This window comes from Moorena sp. SIO1F2 (assembly GCF_010672755.1).
GTDB lineage: Bacteria > Cyanobacteriota > Cyanobacteriia > Cyanobacteriales > Coleofasciculaceae > Moorena.
The window spans coordinates 1-17,102 of record NZ_JAAHFV010000115.1; the positions used below are offsets into that span (position 1 = coordinate 1).

22 protein-coding genes are annotated in these 17,102 nt (G+C 44.5%); 7 read left to right on the top strand and 15 right to left on the bottom strand.

The genetic code is table 11. The features are described from left to right. The coding region (locus F6J94_RS15405; protein ID WP_293041660.1) for a hypothetical protein at nucleotides 1-186 on the top strand (186 nt) is incomplete at its 5' end. On the opposite strand, the gene F6J94_RS15410 is transcribed toward F6J94_RS15405, so the two are convergent. After that, on the bottom strand, nucleotides 179-925 hold the full coding sequence (locus F6J94_RS15410; RefSeq protein ID WP_293041665.1) for a DUF3747 domain-containing protein: 747 nt from the start codon (nucleotides 923-925) through the stop codon (nucleotides 179-181). The two genes, F6J94_RS15405 and F6J94_RS15410, sit on opposite strands and share 8 nt — an antisense overlap. A gap of 95 nt (nucleotides 926-1,020) precedes the next feature. Here F6J94_RS15410 and F6J94_RS15415 point away from each other — a divergent pair, with 95 nt between their 5' ends. After that, nucleotides 1,021-1,167, top strand: coding sequence for a hypothetical protein (locus F6J94_RS15415; protein WP_293041670.1), 147 nt, complete (start codon nucleotides 1,021-1,023; stop codon nucleotides 1,165-1,167). Nucleotides 1,168-1,246: 79 nt separating this feature from the next. Here the strand turns inward: F6J94_RS15415 and F6J94_RS15420 are convergent, their stop codons facing one another. After that, nucleotides 1,247-1,762: a peptidylprolyl isomerase gene (locus F6J94_RS15420; protein WP_293041674.1), complete on the bottom strand. Its 516-nt coding sequence runs from the start codon at nucleotides 1,760-1,762 to the stop codon at nucleotides 1,247-1,249. On the opposite strand from F6J94_RS15420, the gene F6J94_RS15425 reads away from it, so the two are divergent. Further along, nucleotides 1,756-1,971 (top strand): hypothetical protein, encoded by a 216-nt coding sequence (locus F6J94_RS15425; protein ID WP_293041679.1) that lies wholly within the window; start codon nucleotides 1,756-1,758, stop codon nucleotides 1,969-1,971. The genes F6J94_RS15420 and F6J94_RS15425 overlap by 7 nt on opposite strands. A 143-nt stretch (nucleotides 1,972-2,114) precedes the next feature. Here the strand turns inward: F6J94_RS15425 and F6J94_RS15430 are convergent, their stop codons facing one another. The 6 genes from F6J94_RS15430 to F6J94_RS15455 form a co-directional block, all read right to left on the bottom strand. Continuing rightward, nucleotides 2,115-3,470 carry a D-alanyl-D-alanine carboxypeptidase gene (locus F6J94_RS15430; RefSeq protein WP_293041684.1) on the bottom strand — a complete coding sequence of 452 codons (1,356 nt, stop codon included), beginning with the start codon at nucleotides 3,468-3,470 and terminating at the stop codon, nucleotides 2,115-2,117. Between the two features lie 351 nt (nucleotides 3,471-3,821). Then, nucleotides 3,822-4,151: a hypothetical protein gene (locus F6J94_RS15435; protein WP_293041688.1), complete on the bottom strand. Its 330-nt coding sequence runs from the start codon at nucleotides 4,149-4,151 to the stop codon at nucleotides 3,822-3,824. A 3-nt stretch (nucleotides 4,152-4,154) separates the two neighbouring features. After that, nucleotides 4,155-4,280: a hypothetical protein gene (locus F6J94_RS15440; protein WP_293041693.1), complete on the bottom strand. Its 126-nt coding sequence runs from the start codon at nucleotides 4,278-4,280 to the stop codon at nucleotides 4,155-4,157. A gap of 138 nt (nucleotides 4,281-4,418) precedes the next feature. Continuing rightward, nucleotides 4,419-4,580, bottom strand: coding sequence for a hypothetical protein (locus tag F6J94_RS15445; protein WP_293041696.1), 162 nt, complete (start codon nucleotides 4,578-4,580; stop codon nucleotides 4,419-4,421). Nucleotides 4,581-4,689: 109 nt separating this feature from the next. After that, on the bottom strand, nucleotides 4,690-5,652 hold the full coding sequence (locus tag F6J94_RS15450) for an alcohol dehydrogenase catalytic domain-containing protein (protein ID WP_293041728.1): 963 nt from the start codon (nucleotides 5,650-5,652) through the stop codon (nucleotides 4,690-4,692). Nucleotides 5,653-5,672: 20 nt separating this feature from the next. Then, the gene (locus tag F6J94_RS15455; protein ID WP_293041702.1) at nucleotides 5,673-5,804 is read right to left on the bottom strand and encodes a hypothetical protein; all 132 of its coding nucleotides are present in this window, start codon (nucleotides 5,802-5,804) and stop codon (nucleotides 5,673-5,675) included. Between the two features lie 120 nt (nucleotides 5,805-5,924). On the opposite strand from F6J94_RS15455, the gene F6J94_RS15460 reads away from it, so the two are divergent. Further along, nucleotides 5,925-6,050: a hypothetical protein gene (locus F6J94_RS15460; RefSeq protein ID WP_293041705.1), complete on the top strand. Its 126-nt coding sequence runs from the start codon at nucleotides 5,925-5,927 to the stop codon at nucleotides 6,048-6,050. A gap of 470 nt (nucleotides 6,051-6,520) precedes the next feature. On the opposite strand, the gene F6J94_RS15465 is transcribed toward F6J94_RS15460, so the two are convergent. From F6J94_RS15465 to F6J94_RS15480, 4 genes are all read right to left on the bottom strand, one after another. Next, the gene (locus F6J94_RS15465; protein WP_293041710.1) at nucleotides 6,521-8,644 is read right to left on the bottom strand and encodes a pentapeptide repeat-containing protein; all 2,124 of its coding nucleotides are present in this window, start codon (nucleotides 8,642-8,644) and stop codon (nucleotides 6,521-6,523) included. A gap of 461 nt (nucleotides 8,645-9,105) precedes the next feature. Further along, entirely contained in the window at nucleotides 9,106-9,990 is an 885-nt protein-coding gene (locus tag F6J94_RS15470) for a pentapeptide repeat-containing protein (RefSeq protein ID WP_293041713.1), read from the bottom strand. Between the two features lie 353 nt (nucleotides 9,991-10,343). Further along, on the bottom strand, nucleotides 10,344-10,502 hold the full coding sequence (locus tag F6J94_RS15475; RefSeq protein WP_293017464.1) for a hypothetical protein: 159 nt from the start codon (nucleotides 10,500-10,502) through the stop codon (nucleotides 10,344-10,346). Next, nucleotides 10,480-11,427 (bottom strand): pentapeptide repeat-containing protein, encoded by a 948-nt coding sequence (locus F6J94_RS15480; protein ID WP_293041716.1) that lies wholly within the window; start codon nucleotides 11,425-11,427, stop codon nucleotides 10,480-10,482. Before F6J94_RS15480 ends, F6J94_RS15475 begins: the two co-directional genes overlap by 23 nt. 725 nt (nucleotides 11,428-12,152) lie before the next feature. Here F6J94_RS15480 and F6J94_RS15485 point away from each other — a divergent pair. Both F6J94_RS15485 and F6J94_RS15490 read left to right on the top strand, forming a co-directional pair. After that, on the top strand, nucleotides 12,153-12,341 hold the full coding sequence (locus F6J94_RS15485; protein ID WP_293017467.1) for a hypothetical protein: 189 nt from the start codon (nucleotides 12,153-12,155) through the stop codon (nucleotides 12,339-12,341). 288 nt (nucleotides 12,342-12,629) lie between these two features. Further along, the gene (locus F6J94_RS15490) at nucleotides 12,630-13,889 is read left to right on the top strand and encodes a transposase (RefSeq protein WP_293017468.1); all 1,260 of its coding nucleotides are present in this window, start codon (nucleotides 12,630-12,632) and stop codon (nucleotides 13,887-13,889) included. Nucleotides 13,890-14,243: 354 nt separating this feature from the next. On the opposite strand, the gene F6J94_RS15495 is transcribed toward F6J94_RS15490, so the two are convergent. From F6J94_RS15495 to F6J94_RS15505, 3 genes are all read right to left on the bottom strand, one after another. Then, a complete protein-coding gene (locus F6J94_RS15495; RefSeq protein WP_293041719.1) occupies nucleotides 14,244-14,888 on the bottom strand; it encodes a c-type cytochrome in 645 nt (214 codons plus the stop codon). A 388-nt stretch (nucleotides 14,889-15,276) separates the two neighbouring features. Continuing rightward, the gene (petE, locus tag F6J94_RS15500; RefSeq protein ID WP_293041722.1) at nucleotides 15,277-15,852 is read right to left on the bottom strand and encodes a plastocyanin; all 576 of its coding nucleotides are present in this window, start codon (nucleotides 15,850-15,852) and stop codon (nucleotides 15,277-15,279) included. Between the two features lie 100 nt (nucleotides 15,853-15,952). After that, on the bottom strand, nucleotides 15,953-16,102 hold the full coding sequence (locus F6J94_RS15505) for a hypothetical protein (protein WP_293041725.1): 150 nt from the start codon (nucleotides 16,100-16,102) through the stop codon (nucleotides 15,953-15,955). 36 nt (nucleotides 16,103-16,138) lie between these two features. On the opposite strand from F6J94_RS15505, the gene F6J94_RS34325 reads away from it, so the two are divergent. Then, nucleotides 16,139-16,414: a hypothetical protein gene (locus F6J94_RS34325; RefSeq protein WP_367142217.1), complete on the top strand. Its 276-nt coding sequence runs from the start codon at nucleotides 16,139-16,141 to the stop codon at nucleotides 16,412-16,414. Nucleotides 16,415-17,102: the final 688 nt, after the last annotated feature.

Below are 17,102 nucleotides of genomic sequence, written 5' to 3' on the forward strand. Positions count from 1 at the left end.
TCCCTATCTCCCTATCTCCCTATCTCCCTATCTCCCTATCTCCCTATCTCCCTATCTCCCTATCTCCCTATCTCCCTATCTCCCTATCTCCCTATCTCCCTATCTCCCTATCTCCCTATCTCCCTACCTCCCTATCTCCCTATCTCCCTATCTCCCTATCTCCCTACTCGTGAAATTCTTAATTAGACCCCTCAAACACTGGTATGCCATCATCTGAGGATTCTGCCGGTGCAGGTGCTGGAAGTTGAGGGCTAGTGTCAGGAAAACGTTCACCACTAGTCTTTGGTTGGGCTTGTGGTTTGGTAAAAATATATTCCCTGCTGGGGGTAGGTGGTGAAGGTTGAGGGCTACTGTTCCACTGTGGCGCGACAGTATTAGCGATCGCACCATAGGTAAGATAGATATGACCTAATTGTCTGCCTTGATAGACACGTTTGGTAAATCGCCAACCAGGATCAAGAAAGATTTTGAGAAAGCCATTAGCCAAACCTCTGGTGCGGCCAAGCTCAATGTCTGGGGCATTGCGGTCAATGCGGTGAGTCCCTACTAATACCAATTCCCCATTCCGCTTAACCACTCTGAGCATATAGTCTAGGCCGAAGTCTTGACTATCGACGCGGATAGAATAGCCGTTGCTGTCTGTACTGCGGCCACAAATTCCTGTAAAGTCAAAGTTGAGCAGCAGAGGCTCTACTACAACTGGGTTAGTGCCACGTTCACCCCAGCACGCTTGCCAGTTTGCAATCTGCTCGATGATTAGTAATTGATAGCGGTTGTAGCCAAAAGGGGCAGCTACTGCAATAAAATTGTTGTCGTTAACTTCAATGTTGCCAAAGGTATTCGCTGCTGCTGGATTAATAGCGCCTAAGGTAAGGCAAGAAGCTGTAGTGATTGCAGTAGCTGCTAGCCAGGGTGATGTGTTCATGGGTTTTCCCGTTCCTAAGTCAGACCATTCCCAGTAGACGCTAGCACTAAAGAATTTGCTCCCCTAGTGATACAGTCAAATTATATCAACTCGGCTTGTTGAAGAATATCTTAGAAAAAGAGAAAAGGTCAGTGGTCAGCCGTCAGTGGTCAGCCGTCAGCTTATTTGATCAGGACTTACCCACAGACTCCATGTGTAGGGTGGGCAAAACCTTGCCCACCCTACAGGTAGCTGATAGCTGATAGCTGATAACTGATAACTGATAACTGATAACTGATTGCTGACCGCTGATAACTGATAGCTGATTACTGATAGCTGACGTTACTCGTTAATGGTCACTTTCACCATTTGAACCGGAGTTTTGGGGCGATCACCGCGATCAGTAGGGGTGCTTTCAATCTTTTGCACCACATCCATACCCTCAGTCACTTTACCAAAAACCGGGTGCAAAGAGGGACCTGGAGAAAACCAATCGAGATAGGAATTGTCTCGTGTATTGATGAAAAACTGACAACTACCGCTATTGGGAGCACCGGTATTTGCCATAGATAATGTACCTGGCTGATTGGAGATTTTGGCATTGTCCGGGTGCTCATCCTGGATGCAGCCGTCAGGACCATTCCCGGTACCGGCGCGACCACTATTGGGATCCTTGCTATAGGGACAGCCAAACTGAATCATGAAGTTATTAATCACCCGGTGAAAATGAAGACCATCGTAGAAACCAGACTTGGCTAGTTTAATGAAATTACCGGCTGTCTCTGGCATCACATCTGTGAACAATTCCACGGTAATTGTGCCTAAAGAGGTTTCTAGGGTTGCGGTTGGGTTTGCCATCTATTTTCTCAGTTAATGAGAGTTTTGTTAACACTCAACTAGGATACAGCAGGGAGTCGGGAATGGGGAGTCGGGAATCGGGAATCGGGAGTCGGGATTCGGGAGGTAAGCTATCAGCTATTAGCTATCAGGTATCAGCTATCAGCTTATGCCCACGCTACTTGAGGTGCCATCAGCTACCAGCTATCAGCTTATGCCCACGCTACTAGATCGGTGCTTTTGAATAAGCGATGCAGCGGGTTAGGTCACAGGCTGGAAGCCTGTGCCACGGCTGACTGCTGACTACTGACCGCTGACTACTCCCTACTCCCTACTCCCTACTCCCTACTCCCTACTCCCTACTCCCTACTCCCTACCTAACAATTTCACTAAACGACCTCTTACCGATCCTCTGGGGTGATGGTTTAATGTCAGGAGGAAGAGATTGCACCACTCCCCATTTATTTACTAATTCTTTTAGCAGCATCTCTTGCTCAGTCCGGAATTTGGTATAGTCTCCTCCTGAATTCATGACAGCAAACCAAACAGTGCCATAGGTTTGAGTTGGTAAGGCTCCGGCTAAGGTACTAACATAATTCAAACTACCGGATTTCACTACTGCTAAGTTAGGCAATGGACGTTCATTTAATATACCTTTGTCTTCTCCTACGATGGCAAATACATCAGCAACGGTCATGTTGTATTGCTGAAGATAGCGCTCAATGGCGAGAAATACAGCAGTGACAGCCCGAGGAGACATGCGATTTTCTTCACCTAAACCAGACCCATTGATTAAGCTAATTTCTGATTGGGGTACTCCCGCCGCTTCTGCTGCTTTGCGGGCTACCACTTTGGCTCCACCAACGGTATTGGCTAGCATTTCTGCCATTTTATTATTACTGTAGCGATTCATTTTCTTCAGCAGTTCCGCCAGGGGAAAGGAATATTGGCGTACCAGGGGCTGTAGATTGTCAGGGGGTGAAGCTACCACTTGCACAGAGCCTGCGATCGCAATTTCTGGTCTAGGGGTACCTGGGGGTAAGGTCTGATACTGAGTTTCTGCTGCTGGTGGCCAACTCTTACCATTCAAGCCTTGCTTGAGCAGAGTGCCAGCTTTGAGGGGTAAGGTCTCAAAATTCATATAAAACTTACCCACAATCACCAAATTACCGGTTACTTGCTTGATTCCTAACTGATTTAACTGGTTGCCTACTGCTATGGCTTCTTCCCAAACAAAAAAGGGGTCTTCTGATCCTTCAACCACTAGGTCTCCTTGTAGCACCCCGTTCTCAATCGGTCCGGTGGCGCTAAATTTGGTAATGAATTGGTGGTCAGGACCAAGAGTAGAAAGAGCGGCTAGGGTGGTGGCTGCTTTGGTAAGGGATGCTGCGGGTAAGGGAGTAGTGCCTTGGTAATTCGCTAAGAGGGTATCTCCTGATTCGATCCATATGCCTTGATTGGTCTTGGTCATCCCTTTGGCGGATAATCCTTTCAGGTATTGGTCAACACTCTGTTGGCTTCCTGGAATAGGATTCGTTTCCGCAACAGTTAGGGGTTGATCAGGCTTTTGGATCACCTTTAGTGCATTCTCTGGTTCTGAGGACTTGGAAGCATCTGGATCAGGAGATGGAGATACACCCTTTGGGGAATCCGCCCCATTACATCCAATTACTAGTGCTAGGAGTAGTGTAGATAGTGTAGCAGTTACATAAGTCTTCGTTTTGAGCATTATTATTGTATAGCGGTTTTCAATTAGGTGAGGTCTTTTTTTTAAGGGAGCAGGGAGTAGGGAGTAGGGAGTAGGGAGTAGAGGTAATAAGATTGACTGTACCTCATAAGTATGATCAACGCTATATTAGGTGATATCTTTCCAAATTATCTAGCCTTATATACTATAATCGAGCCTGATAAAATACTCAATTATAATACTATATTTCGTTTATACCTAAACTTACAAATACAGCGTTTTTACTAGCTATCAGGTACACAGTATTTTTTACCTATTACCTGCTCCGAAGTCCCTGCTCCCTGCTCCCTAAAACCCAAGAATTTGTACCTCATCCAATTTAAAACTGCTGTACTATATCTTTTCTTCTAACTGTTTAAGTTTCAAATTTACTTCCAAATCATCCCGTCCCACAATAGTTTCTATGTTACCGAGGCGTTCTTCTATCTGTTGTACTTGATTAGGAAGAAGGGTTTTATAGGACTTGTTATGAGAGTGCCAAACAAAAGCGGTGCTAGTTGCTGCGCCCCCGATGACAATCATCGGTAGAGCTAACTTATATTTGCCTGGGGCAAAAATCATACAAATCGCTAACATCACAGTAGAATAAGACCAAATTTGTTTGGTGGTCATCGCACGGATATTTAGAGATTTCTCGAATTCGGATTGTGGTTGATAAGTCATGGTTTAGTAAAGGGAGTAGGGAGTAGGGAGTAGGGAGTAGGGAGTAGGGAATCGGGAATCGGGAATCGGGAATCGGGAGTGTGGAATAGGCATCTTGCCTGTATCGGGCATCAGGCGTGGAACGGGCATCTTGCCTGTATAATACCCAGGCGGGCAGGATGCCCGCTCTACTGAGATTGAGTGGAATGGGCATCTTGCCTGTATCGGGCATCAGGCGTGGAACGGGCATCTGGCCTGTATCATACCCAGGCGGGCAGGATGCCCGCTCTACTGATATTGGGTGGAATAGGCATCTTGCCTGTATCGGGCATCAGGCGTGGAACGGGCATCTTGCCTGTATAATACCCAGGCGGGCAGGATGCCCGCTCTACTGAGATTGAGTGGAATGGGCATCTTGCCTGTATCGGGCATCAGGCGTGGAACGGGCATCTTGCCTGTATAATACCCAGGCGGGCAGGATGCCCGCTCTACTGATATTCAGCTGATAGCTGATAGCTGACCGCTGATAGCTTAAATTCCATCACCTATTGATCATGTTTCAAGAGTTCTGATCCATGGTCAGTAAAATTTTCAAGACTCCCTGCTGCTGGGCATGGTTAAAGGCGGTTAACCCTTCCTCAACTGGGTAATGAGCTTGGATCAGGTAGTTGACATTTACTTTATCTTGTGCTAATAAATTAATTGCTGGTTTAAAGGGACCGCAACGGGAACCGATTAGCGTGATTTCGTCTACTACCAGAGATGATGCATCAAAGGTTAGCTGGCCAGCGTAGGTACTTTTTAGTACCAGGGTACCTCGTGGGCGCAAGGCTCCACGGGCAAGGGCAAAGCCTTCGGGGTTGCCAGTACACTCGACTGAGATATCGAAACTACCGTTAGTGATGGCATCGGCAAAGCCTACTTTAATTCCTCTGGCTTCTAAATTGGCCAATTTCTCGTGATGACGGCCAATCACTAGCAAATTGCAGCCCGTTAGGGCTAGGGTTTGTGCTACCAGTTGTCCGAGCTTACCGTCTCCCACTACTACCACCTGGTGGTCGGGAGCAACCCTGACTTGTTCCTGAATTTCCAGAGCAGCAGCCAAAGGTTCAGTAAAGGTGGCGGCATCAGTAGAAATAGTATCGGGTAAGGGATGTAAGTTTTTTACTGGCAAGGTCAGATAGTCAGCAAAGGCTCCGTTACGGTTAACAATACCTAAGACAGTACGGTTTTGGCAGTGAGTCGGTTGTCCACTTTTACAAAATCGACACTCACCACAGGCGGCATTAATTTCTCCTACCACCCGCTGGTTGACTAAATTCTCTGGTCCATCTTCCACAACACCAACAAATTCATGACCTAATATACCTTTGTAGGGGTAATAGCCTCGGATTAGTTCCAAATCAGTGTTGCATATCCCCGCACGCAACACCCGCACTAAGGCTTCATCAGAGGGTGGTGATGGCACAGGTAGGTCAGTGCGCAGTTGCAGTTGCTGGTTTTCGAGCCAGAGTCCTTTCATTGTTGATTGTTGTGACAAGATTAGAGAAATTTGTTCCTATTTCTCATCTTAATCGGTGGCATTACTGAACTGGAGTAGGCTAAAAATTCGTGGAACTGGCATCTTGCCAGTTTCAATAGATCATGGAATGGGCATCTTGGTAGAACTGGCATCTTGCCAGTTTCAATAGATCATGGAATGGGCATCTTGGTAGAACTGGCATCTTGCCAGTTTCAATAGATCATGGAATGGGCATCTTGGTAGAACTGGCATCTTGCCAGTTTCAATAGATCATGGAATGGGCATCAGGCGTGGAACTGGCATCTTGCCAGTTTCATGCTTATTTTCAGGCGGGCAGGATGCCCACTCTACTGATATTCATGCTTATTTGCGGGCGGGCAGGATGCCCACTCTACTGATATTCATGCTTATTTGCGGGCGGGCAGGATGCCCACTCTACTGATATTTAATAGATTTGCGGGCGGGCAGGATGCCCACTCTACTGATATTTAATAGATTTGCGGGCGGGCAGGATGCCCACTCTACTGATATTCATGCTTATTTGCGGGCGGGCAGGATGCCCACTCTACTGATATTCATGCTTATTTGCGGGCGGGCAGGATGCCCACTCTACTGATATTTAATAGATTTGCGGGCGGGCAGGATGCCCACTCTACTGATATTTAATAGATTTGCGGGCGGGCAGGATGCCCACTCTACTGATATTCATTCAAAGACTGAGGCAACGCTATTTCGGAAATTACTACTAAACATTAATTTCATACATCTCATTAAAGCTGTTTAACCCGGTGGTGCGTTACGGGACGGGCTTTTTAAACACTGGCGACGGAGAAAATCATTGCGAGCCCGTCCCTAACACACCCTACGCCTAAACCTCGCTCCAGCCATCAATTGTTGCCATCAAAATATTCACCAGAGGATGATCTATAGCTTCCTTGAAAGCTTCCACTCCTCCTGCTTTCAGGGCATTGATAACCTTGGCTTTTAGAGTTGGGTTAGTCTCAATTTGGTCAATAACTTCACCTACAACTATCATCTTTTCTTTGTTGGTTGTAGTGGGATTAGTCTGGGATAGTTGGTTTAGGAGTTGCTGGATTTCTGCTGCTGCTTCGGCTAAGCTGTGTTTTTGCTCTGATGTAAAATTATTAGTGTTAATTTGTCTAGCATTGTCGTTGAAAACATTAAAATTATTAGGATTATGAGCTTGGCTTTGATCTATATCTAGATTATCTATATTCAAATTACGGGCATTATCTGACATATCACTCTCCGCTTTAGCGGTATTTGTAAGATTGATTATTGGGTTGGATGACTGATGGCTAGTCAAAGCAGCTCTAACAAATTCCTTATAATCTTGATTATGAATTCTTTCCGCCTCTAGCAGAGCAGTTTGTTTCGCTGCTTCCAACCTAGCTTCATAAACTGCAAAAAATTGTCTTTCAAATTTACCTTTATCTGTTCCTTCTGGCACTTCTAAGGTAAGTAAAACATCATTGCCTTTCTTCTCAATCGCTTGAATCGAATCACTAGTAATTGCAGGATTTCCAGCCATTATTTTTTTAAAGGCTTGACGAAATGCTTCTGGATTAACACCATTACGCAGCAGAATCTGCACAGTATTCATAATCTTGTTATAGAGCTTTTCAAAATCCCCTGGTTGGAAAACCCGGTCAGGATCATGGGGACGACGCTCTCGACTTCCTTGAGAATTGGGCTTTTCTAGCAAAAAGACATACTGACAATCAATATTAGTTAACGTAGTTGTGGAGTCAATATTCCACGCTTCTAAACAAGCTCCCGTTAAATAAGCATGGGTAAAATTAGTACCAACGCAATTAGCTTCAGTTAAATTAGCCCATTCTAAATTAGCATCCTCTAAGGTAGCTTCGCTAATATCAGCCAGTTTTAGATTAGCCTTATTTAAATTAGCCCCTTTTAAATTTGCTCCTCTAAGATTGGCATCAACATAAGACTTATTGTAACCATTACCACTAACTAATAATTCTCTGACAGCTGTATCAGCTAAGATAGTTTTACCTGGTCTAGCTCGGTCAATGTTAATAGTATTTTGCCAACAGGTACGGGTGAGATTAGCCTTTCTTAAATCTGTACTTTTGAGAATAGCTCCGGTAAAATCAGCATCAGTTAAATTGGCTTTGTAGAAACTGGTACCTCCTGTAGCAGCAAAAGCAATAGCAATAGTACGAATCCAGGCATCTCGGGGGTTCCCTTTTAGAGCACGCCAGCCCAGGTAAGCACCAAGTAATACTAAGACTAAGCCTACAGCTATGGCTACAGCCCATGATCCAGCGGTGCCTAATTTAAATTCACTGGCGATGGCGAAGGCGATGAAGAAGGCGAAGGAGATGGTGAAGGACCTGCCGCTGCCGCTGCCGCTGCCGCTGGCGATGAATAAGGCGAAGGCAATGGCGAGGGCAATGGGGATGGCGCTGCCGGCATCGCTGCCGAGGGCAATGGCGATGGAGTTGCCGAGGGCAATGGCGATGGCGCTGCCGAGGGCGAGGGCGAAGGCGAGGGCGAGGGCGAGGGCGCTGGAGAAGGTGAAGGCGAGGGCGAGGGCGAGGGCGAGGGCGAGGGCGAGGGCGATTACTGAACCGATACCTTGACGCAGAATAACACTATATACTATAATTATAGTAACCAAAGCTATGCAACCGGAGACTTGGTCGTTAGAGTCAAAGATTGACGCTACTACCACCCCACCCAGTAAGGATACAAATCCTGATAGTCCTGACACTATCCAGGAAGATAACAGAAGAACAATTGTCCACCGTTTTTGTAATCCAGCCTTCGCCTTACAGAACTTAGTTCCGGTTAGATTAGCATTCTTAAAGTTCGCGCCTCTAATATCAGCTTCACTAAAATCTGCCCCTGAAAGGTTTTTCCCCTGAAACGATTGACCTCTGAGATTTAACCTTCGGAAATCCCTTTCTCCTTTTGCATATCTGGTTAGAACTTCATTAGCTTCCATAAATGATAGTCATATAGTCAGCGGTCAGCTATCAGCTTATGTGCTACGCACACGCTACGCGAACAGTTTTTGAATAAAACAAGCTGACCACTGACCTTAAGTATTAATAATTAGATTATTTTTGCTGATTAATTAATATAGATGTATTTACCCTGACTTAACGATTAGGCTCCCTAAGGAAAACCTAAGGAAGATAGTTTTGATAAAAAAGGGGTTTGAGTATACCTACTGGCTAGTATATCATGTTTGATAACTGAAGCAAATGAAGAAACGGAATAAGTATAGCGCTAGTTTGAGTCTGAAAAGTCCCCCTTACTAAGGGGGATTTAGGGGGATCTCAACCCTGAAGCAGATTTGGGATAGATCCCCCCCAGCCCCCCGTGATCATTGGGGGGAGCAATGAAATAGCCCGGGTGACCACTGACGGCTGATAGCTGACGGCTGACCGCTGATAGCTCACCTTAGCTCTGTCTAGCCAAGTCAAGTTTACTAGTATTTTCCAAACAAGTACCAGTAAGATTAGCCTTTCTTAAGTCTGTACTTTTGAGGGTAGCTCCGGTAAAGTCAGCATCGGTTAGGTCAGCGTTGTAAAAACTTGTACCCCCTGTAGCCGCAAATGCGATCGCAATAGTGCGAATCAAGGCATCTCGGGGGTCCCCTTTTAGAGCACGCCAGCCCTGGTAAGCACCAAGTAATACTAAGACTAAGGCTACAGCTATGGCTACGGCTATGTCTACAGATCCGCTTAATCGGAAGGCGATGGCGCTGGCGCTGGCGCTGGTGATGAAGAGGCTAACGACCCTGGCGCTGGCCCTGGCGCTGGTCTTGGCGCTGGCGCTGGTGATGGCAACGGCATAGATGCTGGCGATGGCAATCGGGCAGGCGAAGCCGCTGACGCTGCCGCTGTCGATGGCAACGGTGCTGACAGCACCGAAAGCACAGACGAAACCGAGGACGGCTCCTGCTCCCATACCTTTACGCAGGATAACAATATATACTATAATTACACAAACCAAAGCTATCCAGCCGGAGACTTGGTTATCTAAGTTGTCAAAGATAAACGCTACTACCCCCCCACCAAGGAAGGAGAGAATTCCTGATAGTCCTGACACTATCCAGGAAACTAACAGAAGAACAGTTACCCACCGTTTTTGTAATCCCGCCTTGGCCTTACAGAAGTTAGTTCCGGTTAGAATAGCATTCTTAAAGTTGGCTCCCCTAATATCAGCTTCACTAAAATCTGTTCCTGAAAGGTCTTGCCCCTGGAAAGACTGACCTCTGAGATTTACCCTGCGGAAATCCCTTTCTCCATTCTTATATCTGGTTAGAACTTCATTAGCTTTCATAGCTTCCATTAGTGGTAGTAACATAGTAAGCTATCAGTTATCAGCATTCAGCGGTCAGCATTCAGCATTCAGCATTCAGCATTCAGCATTCAGCTTTTGAATAAAACAAGCTGATAACTAAGAGCTGACGGCTGTTCGCGTAGCGTGAGCTAAAAGCTCACGGCTGACGGCTTACCTGAAGTATTAATAATTAGATTATTTGTGCTGATTAATTAATTTAGATGTATTTCCCCTGACTTAGGGATTAGACTCCCTAGGGAAAACCGAAGGAACAGAGTCTTGATGATAAACTGGGTTCAGTATATTCACTGAACAATATATCATATTTTCTGATTGAAGCAAATTAAGAAACTTTAAAAGTATAGCGCTATATTAATGGAAAGGGAACAGCGGATCTGGGAACAGGGAATAGGGAAAGAACCCTCAGCCGTTGGCCGTAGCAAATAAGCTGACCACTGACCGCTGACGGCTGACCACTGATAGCTCACCTTAGCTCTGTCTAGCCAAGTCAAGTTTACTAGTATTTTCCAAACTAGTACCAGTAAGATTAGCCTGTCTTAAATCTGTATTTTTGAGGGTAGCTCCGGTAAAGTCAGCATCGGTTAGGTCAGCGTTGTAAAAGCTAGTACCCCCTGTAGCCGCAAATGCGATCGCATTCGTCCGAATCCAGGCATGTTTAGGGTCTTCCGTTAGAGCACCCCAGCCCAGGTAAGAACCAAGTAAAGCCAAGAGGAAGGCTAAAGTTCCAGCTAAGGAAGAGGCGAGCTGGAAGCCCAAGGTTCCGGTTCTGGCAAAGGGCAAGGCTAACTGCTGTATGGCATAGACTCCAGCTACAGCTCCACCTACTGCTACCAACAAGCCTAAGACTCCAATTAAGACACCATCAAACACTTCCACTGCCGCTCCAGTGGTAGCTACCGCTAGGGCTATGACCAAGGGTAAGCCTAAGGCAAAGGCTAGGGCGAAGGGGAAGGCTAAGCCAAAGGCTCCAGCGACAGCAACAGCTACGGCAAAGGCAAAGACCAAGCCTACCACTAAAGCTTGGACTGTTTGAATACCTTGACCAAGGATAACAAAAAATAAAACAATTATTGCTACCAAGGCTATCCAGGCAAAGATTAGGTTTGAACCCTGGACATAGTTAACAATAAATGCTGCATAACTCCCACCATAAAATGAAGCAATTGCTGATAGTATTAACGCTATCGATGAAACCAATAGAATAACAATTGACCAGGATCTTTGTAATCCAGCCTTTGCCTGACGGAACTTAGTTCCCCTGAGCATCGCATTCTTAAAGTTAGCTCCTCTAAGATCAGCGTCACTAAAATCTGCCCCAGACAGGTTTCTCCCTTGGAATGACTGACCCCTGAGATTTACCTTTCGGAAATCCCTTTCTCCTTGGGCATATCTCGCTAGAATTGTTTGAGCTTTCATTAGCATTTTTAGGAGTTATTAATTGGGTGAGCTATAAATTAGGGAGTAGGGAGTAGGGAGTAGGGAGTAGGGAGTAGGGAATAGGGAGTAGGGAGTAGGGAGTAGGGAAAAAATCCTGTGTACCTGATTAGGCTAGAAACCGCTATATTTGAAACACCTACTTGATCACAGATACATAGTCTAACTAGTGATAGTTATAGTAGTGATGCTTATCGGATTTTTGCTTATTAATTAAGATGGGTTTGCTATGCCTTTGCGATTAGAATCCCTAAGGAAAACCGCAGCAGGGGAGTTCCCATTAGAAACGGGTTCGCTATCGGTGATTATGATTGTTTTACTAACAACTACCGAGAGGATATCACAAATCCTGACCAAAAAAACTTAATATAATCTAAAATTATAGCCCCACCCCATACTTCCTACACATCCTACATCTTCTATACCTTCCATAAACTTTATACCTCCCTATTCCCTATTCCCTGTTCCCTGTTCCCTGTTCCCTATTCCCTACTCCCTACTCCCTATTCCCGACTCCCGACTCCCGACTCCCGACTCCCGACTCCCTAAAGGAATTTGTTACAAAAATTTTTAAAATATGCTATACTATAATATTTTTTGTGATATAATGAAAACGTGGAGAATAAATTCCACGGAAGAGCCAGCCCGCAGATCTTGTCGGGCTCGGGCTGGCTCTTGATCCCCATGTAAAGGAGACAACTTACATTATGTCTTACAGTCAACTATACCGATGGGTAATGATTCGGCTATTGCCACCGATGCCACCACTAGTTTTCGCTCGGTTTGAGAACCTTTCCGATGCCAAAAGCTATTCCCAGGCTCTGAAGCAGTTGATGCCCGATGCGAAATTTTTGATTTTTCTTGATATAGGTATGCCGATAGAGCAAGAGGAATAATCTTAGGGGCTCAAGGGGTGATAATGATCATTATCACCCCTTGATGATTTGATGTTTAGGTGATGATTAATGGAAAAAAAATCTCGATCAATATCATTAGTAAAGACCGATAAAATGTTAAATCAATAATCATCTTATTAGAAAGATCTTCAGTTATAGCACAGCGCTATCGATATAGAGCAATTCACCTCCCGTTATACCCGCAGGGTTAGCGGGAGGTGAATTGCGGCCAAAAGCTTAGTTCTACTCAAGTAGCATTCCTGGATAGAATTGTGTTATAATTTAAGTATGCTGACACTAACCTACGAGTACAAGTTAATTCCCTCTCAACAACAAATTGCCGTAATCGAAGATATCTTGAAGGTTTGTAGAAAGGTTTGGAATTACGCCTTAAGAGAACGAAAAGACTGGTACAAAAGTAGGAAATGTGCAGTTAATTATTGTTCTTTACAGCAGGAATATATAATTCCAGCAGATGAACCGTATCCCAACTACAAATTACAAGCTGCAAAATTAACTAAAGCCAAAAAGACCAATCCTGAACTTAAAAGAACAAATGCTCAAGTTTTACAACAAGTCTTAAAGAATTTAGACCGAGCATTTAATAATATGAGAGAGCAGAGATATGGTTTTCCTAGATTTAAAAATAAATACCGGATGCGGTCGTTTGTATTCCCTCAGTTTAAAACTAATCCAATGAAAAACGAGTGGCTCAAGCTACCTCAGATTGGATTAGTTAAGATGAGATTGTCACGACCAATTCCAGATGGATTTAAAATCAAGCAAGTTAGGATAGTTAAACGGGCTAGTGGTTATTTTGCAATGCTGTCTTTACAAAGTGAAGTCAGTATTCCTGATATACCAGCGTGGGGTCATCCACTGGGGATTGATATTGGGCTAGACAAGTTTTTAGCAACTTCCGACAATGAGTTAATAGAGCGGCCTAGATTTTTAACCAAGCTGCACGGTAAGCTGAAATTGCTACAACGCAGATTAAAGTTAAAGAAAAAAGGGTCGGCAAATAGACATAAACTTAATTGTAAAATTGCAAGACTTCATCAAAAAATATCAGATACTCGAAAAGATTTTCACTTTAAGTTAGCACATCATCTTTGTGACCAAGCTGGAATGATATTTGTTGTTGGCGAAGCCTGTCCGAAGGACATAGACTTAGATTTTAGAACTTGGGCAAAAGGGATGTTAGGTAAACATACCCTTGACGCAGGTTTTGGTCAGTTCTTCAATATTCTGGTCTGGGTTTGTTGGAAACGAGGAGTATATTTTGGCAAGGTTGATCACAGGTACACTAGTCAAATTTGTCCAAATTGTGCTACACATACAGGCAAAAAAGATTTATCTGAACGTATCCACTTTTGTCCCGAATGCCATTACGAGATCAACAGAGATGTTTCAGCTGCTCAAGTGATTTGTCAACGTGGTATCACTGCGGTCGGGCAGATCGTGGGAAAAATTGACTGTGTAGGCGGGCTGTCGGGGGTTGGTAACAACCTAGATAAGTGCTTAAGAAGCAGTAAACCCAGATCGTGAGGTTTGGGAATCCCCCGTTATAATCTCTGATTTAACGGGGGAGGATGTCAAAAAAAATAATTAGTGGTCAGTAGCTAGTTGGTAATGAAAATAACACCAACAACTAACTACTAACCACTAATACTGATCTAGGAATGATAAATAGGTTGTGAGTAAGAATTCAGTCGTCAGCCGTCAGCCGTCAGCCGTCAGCCGTTATTAGTCAGCCTTTAGCTGATAGCTGATCACTGATAGCTGATAGCTGATAGCTGATAACTGATCACTGATAGCTGACGGCTGATAGCTGATAGCTGATAGCTGAATGCTTACGATTGATTTTCACAAATCGTTTATAAACCCAATTGAATCAAGCTATTACCAACCATTGTCAGCTTGATACAGCACATAATCAGCAAGCGCTGCAATCTGCTCCTCTTTTAGCTTACCTTTGAAGGCTGGCATGGGGGGTTTACCATTGGTGATCTGGTAAACGATCTTTTCCTTAGAATACATGCCATACTTCTCAAGGGCATCCTTTTTCAGAGTTTTTTGGGTATTGATTAAATTCTTTCCACCTGCATGACAAGCGGCACAGTTGGCTGAGAAGACTTGTGCTGATTTCTTTAGGGCTGCTTCATCTACGGCTACAGCTACTTCGACAGGTTCAGCAGGAGTAGTTTCTTCCTCTGCTACTGCTTCTGGCTCAGCAGCAGGCTCAGGTGCTACAGCTACTTCTTCTGGTTCAGCGGGAGTAGTTTCTTCCTCTGCTACTACTTCTGGCTCAGCAGGAGTAGTTTCTTCCTCTGCTACTGCTTCTGGTTCAGCAGGAGTAGTTTCTTCCTCTGCTACTTCGGTGGGTTCCGCTGGGGATTCCACTGTTTCAACTGCAGCAGTTGGGGCAGGTGTGGTTTCTGGAGGAACAGTAGCTGTAGTTGCGCTACCGCAACCATAGGTAAAGGTCAACACACAGACCGTTACCACTAAGAGTGATAGTAGCTTTTTCAATGCAATTTGTCTCATGAGATTAAAAAAAACAAGTTCGCTAGTCCATACAGGATTGTCAGATCATGTATTTCTTTCCGTCAAAAGACAAGCTGTCAAACTTCTTGATTTCTTCCTGACTTGAAACGCAGTAAGGGCGCACACCGTGCGCCCTTAAGTCATACCCTAGGGTTATAGTTGCTAGGTAAGTCTTGATTTAAGTTCACTAAACTACCACGATTTGCGATCGCTTAAGTCTTAGAATAGTCAATCTTGTGATAGTTAGTAGCAAAAACTACTAACTACTAATTTTCCGACGGATGTTTCTGGATCGTCTATAGGTTACGCCCGTTGGAGCCACACAGCACAAGCTGTGTGGTTTTCACATTCCTCGAAGTCTTGATCAACAGCCCTAGTCCTAGCGCTACTATGATCCAGCTTCAACAATGATTGTGCCTCCCATGCCAGCACCACGGTGGGGGGCACAGTAGTAGGAGTATTCACCGACCTCATCAAACGTAGATGTATAGGAAGAACCCTTAGCCATCAACATCTTTTTATGAGTCAGAGATTCGGCGTCATCAAAAACAACATTATGAGGACCAATGTTGTTCATCACCCACTTGACGGTGTCACCCACTTTGATGGTAAGAGTACTTGGTTCAAATTTTAGTTGCCCATTGTCTGTACCCATTTTCACAGTGTAGGTTCCTGCATCAGCTGCAGCAGCAGGCTCAGATGCTACAGGGACCTCAGTGGGTTCCGCTGGGGTGGGTTCTTCTTCAGCCACCTCTGTGGGTTCCGCTGGGGCGGGTTCTTCTTCAGCCACCTCTGTGGGTTCCGCTGGGGATTCCGGCTCTGGGGCAACTTCAGCAGCTGGGGCAGGTGTGGTTTCTGGAGGAACAGTTGCTGTAGTTGGGCCGCCGCAACCATAGGTAAAGGTTAAGATACAGACCGTTACCACTAGGAGTGATAGTAGCTTTTTCAATGGGATGTTTTTCATAAAAAAATTGAACCATGACTGTCAATGGTTCAATTATATGACAAGGTGTCATATACATTACAACCTGTCAAACTTATTATGATCAGATCCTATAGAAGCCCTACAGGTCAAGGCAAGGGCTGCTGGCACAGACATAGCGCGAGGCAGCAATTAAGTAATCTGCTAGTATGCCCAGGTAGTATCCCCAGGTAGTATGCCCAGGGACATCCCAAGCTGCCATCACACCAGCAGTAATAGGGGCTCGCTCCACCGATGATCACAGCATCTTAGGTGCGGGAGATTATAGGTGGACATCATTAAGACACCTTATTTACCGGCACAAGGATTGGATTTACTTGCACAAGGATTCTTTTTACTTGCACAAGGATTTTTTTTACCAGCACAAGGATTGCCTTGCTCTGTAGTACTCTCACCAGGAGCAGTATTGGTTGTGGGAGTTTCTCCGATTCACAACCATGGTACATGGGGAGTAGTAGCGGTGATCAGTGGCCAGGAAAAAAACACCTTTTGGCGGCGTACTGATGACCCAGATTTTTGCGATCGCATCGAACAAGTTGGGTAAAAAATCCTATTCCCTGGAGATATTATTAGTTTTACCTCTGATGGGATCCATAGTGTGGAAGCAATGGGAGATGAACCAACAATTACCTTTAATATTTATGGGGAAACAAACTACGACCAGCGATTTGAGTTTGATCCACTAACCCATTCTGCAAAGACCTTTTGAATGTAGAATTAAGAATTAAGAATTTATAATTTAGGTAAGCATTCAGTTATCAGCTATCAGTTATCAGCTATCAGCTATCAGCTTATGGGATAGGGCACGCTACAATAACAGCTTTTGAATAAAACAGGTAAGCATTCGTTTAATAGTCACGAAAGTCACAGGTTAGAAGCCTGTGCCACAAAGCTGACGGCTGACCGCTGACCGCTGAATGCTTACGAATTTAGAATTTAGAATTTACAATTTAGAATTTACAATTTAGAATTGGTAATTATCAATTTAAAGTTGAAGGTTTTCTGTCAGCATACATAATTTAAACTTTAGAACCTATAATTCTACCTTCTTAATTCTACATTCTACCTTCTTAATTCTTAATTCTTAATTCTTAATTCTTAATTCTACCTTCTTAATTCTACATTCTACATTCTACATTCTTAATTTTACAACGCACCACCCACGGGCTGATATCTTGGTGTAAATGAACAATAGCTTAAGTCTCTAGCTCCTCTAAGGATTTCGGTACACA